Source organism: Apilactobacillus xinyiensis, assembly GCF_019656235.1.
GTDB classification, from domain to species: Bacteria; Bacillota; Bacilli; order Lactobacillales; family Lactobacillaceae; genus Apilactobacillus; species Apilactobacillus xinyiensis.
The window spans coordinates 22,330-34,129 of sequence record NZ_BPLL01000017.1 but is presented as its reverse complement, the minus strand read 5'-3'; the positions used below and the strand labels follow the sequence as shown (position 1 = coordinate 34,129).

The following is an 11,800-nucleotide window of genomic DNA, read 5'->3' as shown; positions in this document are numbered from 1 at the left end:
TAAATCACAATTGGAAAACACGCAACTAAAGCAACAACAAGCAATGCTACTATCACAATTAGCTAAAATGAAAGGAAGTAATTAATTATGTTCGACAACATGGTAATTAGTGGATATCAATATTACACAGATGAAGACATTGAAAACTTTAAAGCGGTAGGTTATATAACTGACCAATGTTATACAAGAGTTAAAGAGTTGAGAAAGGCTTTAGCCGAACAGAAAGCTCAACAAACAAATCAAAATAGCCCCAAACAAACTACTGACAGTGGAGAGCAACCACAACAGTAGTTTTTATTTTGCACTCAGAAAGGAGTAATGAAGGTGTTACTACATGCTGCAAGAACTAAATAAAATAGCCATTTGGCTATTCGATAATAACGGTGTGCATTTGATACATTGGTACTTAGTTTTAATTGTTTTCGATACGATTATTGGAACTGTTAGGTCAGCACACAATAGCAGATTAAAAAGTAGGTCATACCTATATGGGCTTCTAATTAAGCTACTAGCCATTATGTGTATTCCAATCGCTAATATGGCTGATGACCTAGTAAACAACTATATGCACGCACATATCGGTTTTGATATATCAGACGGATTTACAGTTGCATTATTACTTTATGAAGCCATTTCCATAGTGGAAAATTTGCACGCTATGGGAGCTTTTACAGGCAACTTACAAAAGATTTTAGATAATATTTTCGCAAGTGAAGATAAAAAATAAAGGAGATAATTAAATGTTAAAATTAATTACAGACACAATCAATATTATTGGAGTAACAGGATTTCTAGTGTTTGGATACTGCTTACTAAATTTATTAAAGAAACAACTAGATTCCAAAGCCAGTCACACTACTGGTAATGAACATCAAGTTTATCAAACTGCTAGTAACTCCATTGGCGTTTTACAAAACGTTATAAAGTGTTTCGTGGCTAATGTGGATAACGACCCCGTGCCATCAAACGAAAAGAAAGAGCAAGCTATCAGAGAAGGGCAACAATTCGCTGACCAGCATAATATGAATGTCTCAGTAAGGCTGTTAAGTGGTATGGTTGAGTCAGCAGTTAATGAATTGCGTTATAAACAAGGTTTACCTTTGCCTAGAGTAGACAACGGTACTGGTAAACCAGCTGAACAAGTACAAGAAGTTAAAACTGATCAAGCAACTACAGAGCAACCAGAATATGTAGGTGATAATGTAGGTCAACAAAAAGAACCTTTTAATCCAAACTTATAGGAGATGAGATTATGGCAAAATTAGTAATTGATGTATCTTCATATCAAGGTAGTTCATTAGATTATTTCAATGGATTTAAGAAAAAAGGTGTCCGTGGGGCGATTGTTAAATTAACTGAAGGTACTAACTACATCAGCCCAGTATGTAAATACCAAGTTTACAATTCATGGAAAGCATTTGGAATTGTTTCCGTTTATCATTTTTATCAAGGTAATCCAGTCGCTGAAGCCAACTTCTTTTTAAAACAAGTTAGGGCTTGTGGCTTAGACAAGACTACTAATTTAGTAATTGACGTTGAAGCTCCTTCTTTGCCTTACTACACAACTAGTGGAGTAAATCAATTCTTAGAGGTTTTACATGACGCTGGATATAAAAACCTTTGGGTATATGGAAGTAGCTCATGGTTCAATTCTGGACGTATTAACCGCAGTAAACTAGCATATAATGCTGACATCTGGGTAGCAGCATATGGAGTAAAACAACCGGGACTAAACGGCGTGAACATGTGGCAATTTACTGATAACTTCTATGGTGTAGATTGCTCATACGACTTTAAAGGTAAATTTTCTACTGTAGAGAAAGTATCTAACAATAAAAAATCTAACGATAAAAAAGATGTTAAACAACCTACTTATGTGCAATCTGGTAAGCTATTCAAAACTAAACCTAACGTAATGAATGTATACGATGACGAAAAGCTAACCAAAAAAGTTAAAACTAGATTAGGTCGTAACACCGAGATAGAAGGAACAGTTATAAAGGTTGGCAAAGCAACACGTGTTAAAACTAAAGTAGGTTACCTAAGTGGTAATACTAAGTTCATCAGCAAGCTAGAATAGTGTATAATACTAGCTTGGAAAACATAGTTAAATAGTTATCACATATAAAAAGCTATCAGCTCATATCGAGTTGGTAGCTTTTTTTGTATGAATATTTTTCTATAATAATTATTAATTTTTTTCAAATACTTTAATGCATCCAAAGATTGCAAATATGAAAATTAAAAAATCCAAAACAATTATCAGCCACATAATATCTCTCCTCAAAATGTTAAGAATATCTTAAGAAATACTATATACTTATTTTTATATTATGCAATGGTGATTTTGTTTTTATAAAAACAAAAAGGCTACCAACTCAAAATGAGCTGATAGCCTTTTTTGTTCCTTAAATTATATGTTGTTTCTAAGATTTTATTAGTCGATATTTTATATATTTATTAAGAAAATTATTTTTAATCTAATATATTAGCATCTGGATTAGGACTCTTTAGCTGTTCAGCTAATTCATTAATTCTATTTTTATATCTTTGTATATTAGAATTAAAAAATCCTTCACCTTCAAAGCTATTAATTTCACCTTTCCTAAATTTTTCTCTATCTTCTAAAGTAATATCTAAACATGCCTGCTCATTTCTAATTTTTTCTCTAATTGCTTCTCTTAAAGATTTGTGCAAATCTCCTGAATCATTTTTATATGGATCTTCAAAATCAATCATAAAAGTACTCCTCGTAATTTTAAAATAATTTAAATAGATATTTTACACTAATTATACTACACAATAATTTTTTTGTTTCCCTGTACAAAATCAATAACTTTCATCACTTGAATGTTTATATTTCCATCAGAAAAATGACTTTGAATGTAGTTACAAAAAGAATCATAAATTTCTTTATTCTTTTCATAGTCATTATTTACGACAAATATAACATTAACTGGATCTTTATCGGAAGAATTCATTATGTTACCAATTTTGAATAAAGATACTTCGATTTCATTGAGCAAGTAGTTAGTATTTTTATAGTCAAAGGTTAACACTCTATAAAAAGTATTTTTTATTTCATAATCAAATATATTCATTTTACCAATGGGGTCTTTATACTTACCTATATTATTATTTAAATCTTGTTTAGAAAATTTGTTTTTTAATATTTTTGATATAGTTCTCTTTAATTTTTTATTATCAGTTCTTTGATCTTTAGGCTTGTCATAATGAAGATATATGTCTTTTAATCTCTCTATCTCTTCATCTAATTCATTTTTCTCAGCGTCTATAAAATTTGGATTATCAAATCTATATTCGTTTGCATAATTGTTATTTCTGTTTTTTAAAAAATTATCATCAGATATATCATCAAAATTAAAATGACCAATTTGATCTAACTTGTTTTTGTAATAAGGGAAATCAAATGCTTCATGAAATGAATCCATATCCGCCGAAAACATTTCTTTATCTAGCTCATCATCAAAGAAGTGCACTCTTTTATATGCTTCAGTTTGAAAGAAATTACTAGTTCCATTTTCAGGAACATGAATAACAATTCCAACAATAACATTTTCTTTTCTAATAAAGCTTGGAATATATCTTAAAATCATATAGTTTATTTTCATTATGACGCCCCCTTCCAGTTATTAAATATGTTCTCTCTCAATTCCTTTATTATATCATCGATTTGATTGAATCTACTTTTTAAAAATATTAGGATAAATTCTTGTTCTTCTTTTGATACTCCCCATTCATCAGGTATATTTTTAATTAAATCATTATAATTTATTTTTTTGGCAGCTTCTTTAAACCTTCTGAAATCATTCATACCTTTTACTAAGCAACTTATGTTATCGTAACATTCGCCCTTTAGTTCACTTGTTAAATATGGAGGTGTTTTATTCATCCTATGTTTTAGTTCTTCTATGTTCCAGATTTGTGCAATATCAAAGGCTTCCGTATGGTCTATAAGAAAAAAACTTTTTGTTTTTGAATCGAACAGTATATTGTCTGTTCTTTTACATCTATCAATATTTAATATAATTTGATCGAAAAGTATAATTTCTGGCAGCCTATTTTTGTTTTTAGAAATCTTAACGTACGTTTGAGACATACCTCTACCTTTTCTATAAAGAGATGCAAAACATGGACCTGCAATAAAATCAAGCTGTTGCATTTCAGGAGTGTTTAAAATTATATCGTTTGTTAAATTCACAATTTGAAAACGGGGTATGCTCATACCCAATTGTTCAGCTAACCTACCGCATACTAATTCATTAAAAAGGGCTTTCCCACATATGTCCTTGTTAATTGCCTTAAGTACAAATAATTCAGATGTATTATCTGAATTATCACATTTAACTATGAAAGGATGTGTATATCCACTTTTTAAATTTGAAATAACATTTTTTACTTTCGGTAGAATCATAAAAATACTCCTGAATTATTTTATTTTCATCAATATGGATTTTAACATAAATAAAAGTTTAATATAGTTTGATATTTTTAAATATTCGCAAGCATAGCTTCCAGCTTAGCCTTTTTGCCCATATCCACACTTTCATCCGCTTTGAACTCATAGTCGTCCCTAGCCCATGCTGGCAATTCTTCATGGATTCGTTTTTTACCATCATTGAACTTAGTAGCTTTCACAGTTGGTTTAACCGCTACTGGTTTAGTTTCCAATCCAAAAGCAGCTGTAAAGTAAGCCTTTAAAGCATTGGTTACATACCCTGCATAGTTACTTTGTGGTAATTTAACCGCATAGGAAAAGATATGTTCTAGCTGTTGTGCTAGTCCATTGATGATGTTTTGATTGCTTTCAAATTGAGCCACCGGCTGTTTAACTAAACGGTTAGCTTTGGCAACACTGTTTCTAGCGTTTAATATTAGACGGACTACCTGCTTACATTTTTCCACGTTATGCTTACAGAACTTTTGAATAGCTTGTAAGGCAGTGAAAGTTAAGCCAACTTTTTGTTGGGTAGCTTTAGCCCACTGTTTAGCATGGTCAACTACAGGTTCAGTTTCAGCATCAGTCGTTGTATTAACTGTGTTATCTGTATAGTTATTAGTTTGGTTAAAGTCAGTCTGTATAGTATTGCATTTTGCAATTTCTGTGGGTGCATTTTGCACTCTATATGATTTGGGTAAAACAAAATGTGGTAAAAAGAAACGGTTAGGTGCGTTGAAACCTTTTTTAACAATGATCCAGCCTAAGTTAGCTAACTTTTTAATGATTCTAGTGATAGTTGAAGCATTTAAGTTAATTTGTTCTGATAACTCTTCTCTAGTGTATATAACGTAGTAGCCATTATGCTTTCTATCGTAAAAATTGCTGTTGTTTACGCTTAAATTCATGCGGTCATATAAATGTGCCAGTACTGATATTTCGTTTGGTTTTAGCCCTTTTTCTTCGAATTCTGTGTATAGTTTAATAAATTGATTGTTCATATTTCTATCTCCCCTATTGGATAGAAAAAAGAGGGTAAGCAAGAATTTACAACTTGCCACCCTCAATATTATGTATATATTGAAAAAACTCCTAATATCAACTATAATGTTAATTGAATTGTTAGCAACTACGAATTGCTAACCTTAACAGAATATTTGAATTAAGAGCGTTAAAAGGCGAGCAAGTAGTTCGGTACTTGTAAGCTGATTAATAATTATTGCGAGTAATTATTAATCAACGCTCTTTTTTCTATGTCTTTTTTTATTTAACGATTTAATAATAACTCAAATTACTAAAAAAATAAAGGCATTTTTTAAATAATATAACTTATATCCAATATGTAATATATAATATGTAATATATTGGATATTGGATATAATATATTGGATTTTATATATTACTTTATGGTAGAATTATTTTTGAAAGGTCGGTGTATAAATGGTTGGAAAAGTTTTGATGAATTATAACTTTAAAGGCGGTGTGGGCAAAAGCACGCTTACCGCTATGCAAGGTTATTTAATGGCGAAGAAAAATAAAAAAATATTATTAATTGATTTCGATCCGCAAGAGAATTTATCAGAAATGATATGTGATACTTATAAAATTTATAAAGATGCAATGGTTCCTTTTTCTAAAAGTTTAAATAACGGAAATTTGTCTTCTTCTATAGTCAGTATGACTAATAATTTAGATATTATTAAAGCTGATGACGGATTAAACGAGTGGACAGATAGAATTAGTAACTTAAAAAAGTCAGTTAGATGGAATATTTTAAGAGAAAAGATTGAACCGTTGAAAAATGATTATGACTATATACTTATCGATGTTCCACCTACTTTTAATGATATAGTAGCTAATGCAATTTTTGCTTGTGATGGAATCTCAGTTGTACTACAAACCCAAAAGATGAGTTACACTTCTGCTTTAAAAACTGTTAAAAAACTTATTTCTTTAAGAGCAGAGTATAACCCAAGTTTTAAATTTTTAGGAGTAATTATTTATCTATATCAAAAAGCTAAGATAGATAATGAAATTGCTAAAGACGCACAAAACTACTTTAAAAAAGCTGTATACGAAAACAAAATACAAGCACAAGAACGAGTCAAAGGATTTACAGCTTATGGAATAACAGAAAGAGACCATTGGGACTTTCGTTCTATTGGTATGTATCAAAGAGTCGTAGACGAAATTGAAGAAAGAGCGCAGGAGATGATCTAATGGCAGGAGATTTTTTAGACGATTATAAAGACACTATTAACAAACAAATTGGTGAAAAAGAGCCAACTGAAGGTATGACAAAACAAAGAGCAGTTCAATTGCACATGTACTACTATAGGAAAGTAAAGATGTATGCTGCTGAAAATGATATACCTATAATTAAGGTTATGGACACAGCTGTTAAGCACGCTATTGAAGATGGAATAATCAAAGTAGAAAAGTAATATCCAATATCAAATATATAATATGTAATATCCAATATATAATATATTACATATTTAATTGCAAATAAAAAGTCCCCTTTATTGTGTATATCTATATATACGCAGTAGGGGACTTATTTTATTTATAAATCATTTATGACCTTGTTTGCTATTCCAAATAACTCATATTTTTCTTTGTTTAACACAATATCTTTATATTTTTTATTATCGGACTTTAAAATTGCTTTGCCACTAACGTGGTACAAACGTCTAATATATAATTTACCATTAACCAAAGCTATAACTATACTTCCGTTAGGACTGTCTATATAATCTTTATCACTATCGTATTCAACTAAAACCATAGATTCTTTAGAAATTATTGGATCCATACTATTATCTGTTGATTGTATAAAGTAAGGATTATTATTGAACTGATAGCTTTTTTCATCATCTTTCATAGGCAAATATCCATTAATATTTATAATTACTCTAGCATTTTTTCCATATTCTAGTTTGTTCATTATCGGAACGTAAGCAAACCCTTTAGTAGACATTCTTCTTTTTATAAAGCTGAAAGTTTCTTTATCTGCTTGAAAATAATTAATGATTTTATCAACTATACTTCTATCTTTGACAATTCCACACATTAAATAGTGCAACTGTATTTCGGGAACACCTAAATCTTTTGCGACCTCGGGTATAGTTTTACATAGTTCAGCTAAGCAATAATTGAAGTTCATGCCTATTATGCTGTCTTTTTCTGTTGAATTCATTTTTATTCTCCTACATATTTGAAGTCACCCCATGACGTCTTAGCAATTAAATTGCCAGAACTGTCGATAATTCTGATTGAATCAGCCAAAGAATCGTCTGGAAGTGGCTTATAGTTACTTATGAAATTTTCCATATAGTTATAAGCTTCATGTGCAATGTTTTTCAACTCACTGTCAGAAACGTTAAGTGTTTCATCGCTTAACACTACAGTAGTTTGCTCACTGCCACTTTCATCTATATAAGCTTTTGAAATAATTCCTTTAGTTTTATCCGGAATCGTATTTAAGTCTTTTTTATATGCAGCTAAATGTTTCTTTTCATTGTTTTCCTTCGTTGCCTTTACGAGATCAGCTTCCTTTTTATCTTCCTGCTTTTTCTTATTTTCTGCTGCTTTCTTTTTACTTTCAGCTTTTCTTTGTGCTGTATCAATTCTATCTTGTTTAGCTTCTTCACGGTTTTCACCCGGTAATCCGGTTATACCTGCAATTACCCATGAAACAAGTAAAACTATCAAGCTTTTCTTTAATTTTTGAGCATTTCCATTTTCTTGATTCATTTTCTTATATTCTTGTGGGAATTGCTTTTTGTTTTTTCTGCATCTTCGCCAGTAAACAATTACTAAAATTAGCGAAACAAACCAAATTGCTGAAGAAATATAACTTATAAAATCTAACATAAAACATCCTCCTATATGTATATACGCATTAAATTATACATGAAGTTGATTGATACTTAAATATGGCTAATATCCGCTTAACTTGATAACAAATAAAATCTCTTCTTCTGGTTTCATTAGAAACCTTTTTTGATGCTCATTTATTTTTTCATCGGCTCGATCAATTGGCAAGAGATATATGCTTTTATGGTTAGATCTAAACTGCATTATTCTGAATGAACCTTTTTTATTTTTAACTATAACAAAATTTCCACTAAATAAACTCCATGCATAAGCTCGTTTTAAAAAAGCTCTCTGGTTGTCTCTAATGAGTGGGTATAAATGATTACCCCTAACCTTCATAGCGTAACCATAGTCATCAGGCAAAATTCCATAAAACTCTTCGGTGTGCTTTTTATTTTCTGGAAAAAATTCAATATCACGGTCGCTGCGAATAACTCCGTTAATTTTAAGGTCGTATTTTTGCACATTTTGTTCCAGTGCTTTATACGTTACTTTAGTTTGATTTTGTTCTTCTAGTTGTCCATTTCCGAACCTATACATGTTCTCTACGCGTCTAGGCTCTAAATCCATACATATGTCGGTTATAGCATTAATAGTAGGGACACGTCTAAGTGTTTCTGTATCTCTTCTATCCGAATAATGTTTGAAAACATGATCAGGATCAATTATTTGCATGGGGTCCACTTCTAAGACTTTGGCATATCTTAAAATGTCTTCTTTTTTTATAGTCCCTTTTCGGTGTTCCCATTTTTTGATGGTGTTAACTGAAACTAAGCACTTAGCAGCTAAATCTGCTTGTGTGAGTCCCATACTTTTACGCTTTAAAGCTAAATCTTGTAAGCTTTCTTCTCCTATCACATAAACAGCTCCTTTTCAATAATTATATGTAAAATAGCCATAAACTTCTACTTTATATCCAAGTTAGTGTCTATTTTGCATTTTTTTATTTATTCCATTTGCATGTGGATATATGCTACTAACTGTTGATTGATACAGCAATCAGCAAATATACATGCGAAAAATTTTTGTATGTGAGAGCAAAATAAAAAAGCGGCCTTTGACGGAGCCACTTTGGAAAGGCGATTCTATGTATTTATTAAAAAAGAAGCGACCACCACCGATCGCTTCTGATTGATTGCTAAATATTTTAGATAACAAAAAAGAGCAGCGGCAACTGCTCTTGATCGTTATTTCTCTTGATTAAATAGTAAACCGCTTATAAAGCCTAAAGCTTGTCTTTTATTTTCAATGCTTAGCCTATTAAATTTAGATATTGCTTCATCTTGAAGCTCATTAGAAGAATTGTTTCTTTTCATAGCTTCTTCAAAACTGCTTAGTGGTACATCGGCTCCAAATAGCCAAGCAGGATCAACATCTAAAAATTTAGCTGAAGTAAATATTTTATCTTGTCTAGGCTTTGTTCTACCATTTTTCCAAAAACTTATAGTAGAACGATCAACTCCAATATGCTTAGCTAAATCAGTGGCTTTTACATTTTTGAGTTCAAGCGCTTTATTCAATCTACTTTGGAAGTTTTCCACTAGGTTCACCTCCAATCTATTTAATTTGTTGAATTAATTTAATCAACAATCAATATTATAAAACAAACTGTTTTGTTAAACAACCTGTTTCACTAAAAAAGTTGAATAAAAATAAACAATTTAGTTAAAAGCACTTTACAAATTGTAAAATGTGGTTTACTATATAAATTGTTGAGTTAAACAAAACTAATAAACAACAAGGAAGAAGGATTTATATGTATGATTTTTCAATGCTTTACGGAAGAATGAAAGGCTATGGAAATGGAATGACCAAAGGCGAACTTGCTAAAATCATAGGGGTTTCAAGACCTACGCTGAATAGCAGACTCAACGGGAAAGGGTTCTATCAAGATGAAATCGATAGAATTTGTGCCGCTTTGGATATTCCTAAGAAAGAAATTCCTCAGTATTTTTTTACGTTCAAAGTTTACTTAAACAAACCAATGGCGGTTTGAAATAAGCAAACATCTTAAAAATTCAAAATAAGGAGAGATTCATATGATGAACGCAGTAAAAGAAGTAACACCAATTAATAATTTTGATTTTAACGGAAGCGACATTTTTACTATTGAGATTGACAACAAGGTTTGGTTCTGGGGTAAACAAGTAGCCAAACTGCTTAATTATCGTCAACCAAACAAGGCAGTAAATGACCATATCAAATTAAAACACCGCAAAACGTTGACACAATCGGCTTGTTCCAATTTGGGGTCGACCGAAATTTTATGGAGCGGATATGACCATTCAGCTAAAACTCTAATCGATATTTCGGGAATCTATTCATTAGTTTTACGTAGTACATTGCCACAAGCTGAAGATTTTCAAGACTGGGTAACTGATGAAGTTTTACCAAGCATTCAAAAGACTGGTAGTTACAATGGTCGAACTAAACAACCATCAAATGTTATAGAGCTTCTACAAGACCCAGACAATTTACTACAACTGGTAACTAATTATAAAGATGCCAAAGATGAAGTGAAACGTTTGAAACCTAAAGCACTAATTGCTGATGCCATTGAAGTGAACGAAAAAAGTATTTTAGTACGCCAAATGGCTAAAATCATCAGTAACAATCTTGTCAACATTGGTGAGAAGCGATTATTTGAATGGTTACGTGAAAATGGATACCTAATTAAACGCCAAGGCAGTGATTACAATATGCCAACGCAAAAATCCATTAACTTAAAGATTTTCCAAGTTAAGTCCAGAACGGTGCCACATAACTCTGGTTATATAGAAATCAAATACACACCTAAGATTACTGGCAAAGGACAACGTTACTTACTTGAAAAGTTCATGCAAATGAAAATCAATCAAATACCAATTCAATTGCCCGGCAACTTAGATTTGGAGGAATAGATATGAAAGATTATAAAGGTATTTTATTCTACTACAACGAAGATGGCGAAAAAATTCCAGTTAAATTGCTTGATGAATATCTCTGTGAAAAAATGCTGAATAAAACATATAGGAAGAGTGAGATTACCATCATTGATAAAGACGATGTTAAGAAAAAAGTTAATCCATTCTACCTATATCACTGCAATCAAAAAAAGTTATACCTCATGTATAAAGGCATAACTTATAGACTTCGTTAGCTATTGAGTTCTAAAAATTCTTTCCCTAAAAGAGAAACAATCATTTTAGAACGTGGTTTCACGACAGCAGGAAGTGGAGTTCCTTGTGGATCCATGCTAACTGATAAATTAATGAAACCATTGTCATTGGTTCCTAAAGATTTTAGAACATCTAAAGCAAAACTTTCTTCACCGTATTTTTCATAAATTGCAGATAAAGCATTGTGATAAATTTTAGGATACTCATTGATTTCATGATTATCAAAAATTTTTAGCATTTCTATCTGTGCTTTTGTCATCAAGTCCATAATATCACCACCTTTCAAAACAATTATAACAATAGA

The 11,800-nt window shown here is 31.0% G+C and carries 18 protein-coding genes; 9 read left to right on the top strand and 9 right to left on the bottom strand.

Annotated elements, in window-relative coordinates:
* The first annotated feature begins 87 nt into the window (after window positions 1-87).
* From K5Q11_RS05190 to K5Q11_RS05175, 4 genes are read left to right on the top strand one after another with little or no spacing between them, the layout of a single operon-like run.
* A complete protein-coding gene (locus K5Q11_RS05190) occupies window positions 88-291 on the top strand; it encodes a hypothetical protein (protein ID WP_220751665.1) in 204 nt (67 codons plus the stop codon).
* Window positions 292-334: 43 nt separating this feature from the next.
* A complete protein-coding gene (locus tag K5Q11_RS05185; RefSeq protein ID WP_220751663.1) occupies window positions 335-727 on the top strand; it encodes a phage holin family protein in 393 nt (130 codons plus the stop codon).
* A 13-nt stretch (window positions 728-740) separates the two neighbouring features.
* Window positions 741-1,241, top strand: coding sequence for a hypothetical protein (locus K5Q11_RS05180; protein ID WP_220751661.1), 501 nt, complete (start codon window positions 741-743; stop codon window positions 1,239-1,241).
* An 11-nt stretch (window positions 1,242-1,252) separates the two neighbouring features.
* Entirely contained in the window at window positions 1,253-2,080 is an 828-nt protein-coding gene (locus K5Q11_RS05175) for a GH25 family lysozyme (RefSeq protein WP_220751660.1), read from the top strand.
* A 395-nt stretch (window positions 2,081-2,475) separates the two neighbouring features.
* On the opposite strand, the gene K5Q11_RS05170 is transcribed toward K5Q11_RS05175, so the two are convergent.
* The 4 genes from K5Q11_RS05170 to K5Q11_RS05155 form a co-directional block, all read right to left on the bottom strand.
* Entirely contained in the window at window positions 2,476-2,739 is a 264-nt protein-coding gene (locus K5Q11_RS05170) for a hypothetical protein (RefSeq protein ID WP_220751646.1), read from the bottom strand.
* Window positions 2,740-2,795: 56 nt separating this feature from the next.
* Window positions 2,796-3,632, bottom strand: a complete 837-nt coding sequence (locus K5Q11_RS05165; RefSeq protein ID WP_220751644.1) for a DUF3037 domain-containing protein — start codon at window positions 3,630-3,632, stop codon at window positions 2,796-2,798.
* Entirely contained in the window at window positions 3,632-4,435 is an 804-nt protein-coding gene (locus K5Q11_RS05160) for a HipA family kinase (protein ID WP_220751642.1), read from the bottom strand. Before K5Q11_RS05160 ends, K5Q11_RS05165 begins: the two co-directional genes overlap by 1 nt.
* Window positions 4,436-4,512: 77 nt before the next feature.
* Entirely contained in the window at window positions 4,513-5,460 is a 948-nt protein-coding gene (locus K5Q11_RS05155) for a replication initiator protein A (protein WP_220751640.1), read from the bottom strand.
* A gap of 439 nt (window positions 5,461-5,899) precedes the next feature.
* Between K5Q11_RS05155 and K5Q11_RS05150 the strand changes: the two genes are divergently transcribed.
* Both K5Q11_RS05150 and K5Q11_RS05145 read left to right on the top strand, forming a co-directional pair.
* The gene (locus K5Q11_RS05150; RefSeq protein WP_220751637.1) at window positions 5,900-6,679 is read left to right on the top strand and encodes a ParA family protein; all 780 of its coding nucleotides are present in this window, start codon (window positions 5,900-5,902) and stop codon (window positions 6,677-6,679) included.
* The gene (locus K5Q11_RS05145) at window positions 6,679-6,903 is read left to right on the top strand and encodes a hypothetical protein (protein WP_220751635.1); all 225 of its coding nucleotides are present in this window, start codon (window positions 6,679-6,681) and stop codon (window positions 6,901-6,903) included. Before K5Q11_RS05150 ends, K5Q11_RS05145 begins: the two co-directional genes overlap by 1 nt.
* A 122-nt stretch (window positions 6,904-7,025) precedes the next feature.
* Here K5Q11_RS05145 and K5Q11_RS05140 read toward each other — a convergent pair whose 3' ends face one another.
* The 4 genes from K5Q11_RS05140 to K5Q11_RS05125 form a co-directional block, all read right to left on the bottom strand.
* Window positions 7,026-7,658 carry a S24 family peptidase gene (locus K5Q11_RS05140; protein WP_220751633.1) on the bottom strand — a complete coding sequence of 211 codons (633 nt, stop codon included), beginning with the start codon at window positions 7,656-7,658 and terminating at the stop codon, window positions 7,026-7,028.
* Between the two features lie 2 nt (window positions 7,659-7,660).
* Entirely contained in the window at window positions 7,661-8,335 is a 675-nt protein-coding gene (locus K5Q11_RS05135) for a hypothetical protein (protein WP_220751625.1), read from the bottom strand.
* A 66-nt stretch (window positions 8,336-8,401) separates the two neighbouring features.
* Complete coding sequence (locus tag K5Q11_RS05130) at window positions 8,402-9,196, bottom strand: helix-turn-helix domain-containing protein (RefSeq protein ID WP_220751623.1); 795 nt, start codon at window positions 9,194-9,196, stop codon at window positions 8,402-8,404.
* Between the two features lie 329 nt (window positions 9,197-9,525).
* A complete protein-coding gene (locus K5Q11_RS05125) occupies window positions 9,526-9,858 on the bottom strand; it encodes a helix-turn-helix domain-containing protein (protein ID WP_220751621.1) in 333 nt (110 codons plus the stop codon).
* A 236-nt stretch (window positions 9,859-10,094) separates the two neighbouring features.
* On the opposite strand from K5Q11_RS05125, the gene K5Q11_RS05120 reads away from it, so the two are divergent.
* From K5Q11_RS05120 to K5Q11_RS05110, 3 genes are read left to right on the top strand one after another with little or no spacing between them, the layout of a single operon-like run.
* Window positions 10,095-10,334: a DUF739 family protein gene (locus K5Q11_RS05120; RefSeq protein ID WP_220751619.1), complete on the top strand. Its 240-nt coding sequence runs from the start codon at window positions 10,095-10,097 to the stop codon at window positions 10,332-10,334.
* Between the two features lie 43 nt (window positions 10,335-10,377).
* Window positions 10,378-11,238 carry a phage antirepressor gene (locus K5Q11_RS05115; RefSeq protein ID WP_220751617.1) on the top strand — a complete coding sequence of 287 codons (861 nt, stop codon included), beginning with the start codon at window positions 10,378-10,380 and terminating at the stop codon, window positions 11,236-11,238.
* A gap of 2 nt (window positions 11,239-11,240) precedes the next feature.
* Entirely contained in the window at window positions 11,241-11,477 is a 237-nt protein-coding gene (locus tag K5Q11_RS05110) for a hypothetical protein (protein ID WP_220751615.1), read from the top strand.
* Here the strand turns inward: K5Q11_RS05110 and K5Q11_RS05105 are convergent.
* Window positions 11,474-11,764 carry a hypothetical protein gene (locus K5Q11_RS05105; RefSeq protein WP_220751614.1) on the bottom strand — a complete coding sequence of 97 codons (291 nt, stop codon included), beginning with the start codon at window positions 11,762-11,764 and terminating at the stop codon, window positions 11,474-11,476. The two genes, K5Q11_RS05110 and K5Q11_RS05105, sit on opposite strands and share 4 nt — an antisense overlap.
* Between the last annotated feature and the right edge of the window lie 36 nt (window positions 11,765-11,800).

Coding starts and splice junctions, on each gene's coding strand:
- K5Q11_RS05190 (WP_220751665.1), top strand. CDS start 88: ATGTTCGACAACATGGTAATTAGTGGATATCAATATTACACAGATGAA.
- K5Q11_RS05185 (WP_220751663.1), top strand. CDS start 335: ATGCTGCAAGAACTAAATAAAATAGCCATTTGGCTATTCGATAATAAC.
- K5Q11_RS05180 (WP_220751661.1), top strand. CDS start 741: ATGTTAAAATTAATTACAGACACAATCAATATTATTGGAGTAACAGGA.
- K5Q11_RS05175 (WP_220751660.1), top strand. CDS start 1,253: ATGGCAAAATTAGTAATTGATGTATCTTCATATCAAGGTAGTTCATTA.
- K5Q11_RS05170 (WP_220751646.1), bottom strand. CDS start 2,739: ATGATTGATTTTGAAGATCCATATAAAAATGATTCAGGAGATTTGCAC.
- K5Q11_RS05165 (WP_220751644.1), bottom strand. CDS start 3,632: ATGAAAATAAACTATATGATTTTAAGATATATTCCAAGCTTTATTAGA.
- K5Q11_RS05160 (WP_220751642.1), bottom strand. CDS start 4,435: ATGATTCTACCGAAAGTAAAAAATGTTATTTCAAATTTAAAAAGTGGA.
- K5Q11_RS05155 (WP_220751640.1), bottom strand. CDS start 5,460: ATGAACAATCAATTTATTAAACTATACACAGAATTCGAAGAAAAAGGG.
- K5Q11_RS05150 (WP_220751637.1), top strand. CDS start 5,900: ATGGTTGGAAAAGTTTTGATGAATTATAACTTTAAAGGCGGTGTGGGC.
- K5Q11_RS05145 (WP_220751635.1), top strand. CDS start 6,679: ATGGCAGGAGATTTTTTAGACGATTATAAAGACACTATTAACAAACAA.
- K5Q11_RS05140 (WP_220751633.1), bottom strand. CDS start 7,658: ATGAATTCAACAGAAAAAGACAGCATAATAGGCATGAACTTCAATTAT.
- K5Q11_RS05135 (WP_220751625.1), bottom strand. CDS start 8,335: ATGTTAGATTTTATAAGTTATATTTCTTCAGCAATTTGGTTTGTTTCG.
- K5Q11_RS05120 (WP_220751619.1), top strand. CDS start 10,095: ATGTATGATTTTTCAATGCTTTACGGAAGAATGAAAGGCTATGGAAAT.
- K5Q11_RS05115 (WP_220751617.1), top strand. CDS start 10,378: ATGATGAACGCAGTAAAAGAAGTAACACCAATTAATAATTTTGATTTT.
- K5Q11_RS05110 (WP_220751615.1), top strand. CDS start 11,241: ATGAAAGATTATAAAGGTATTTTATTCTACTACAACGAAGATGGCGAA.
- K5Q11_RS05105 (WP_220751614.1), bottom strand. CDS start 11,764: ATGGACTTGATGACAAAAGCACAGATAGAAATGCTAAAAATTTTTGAT.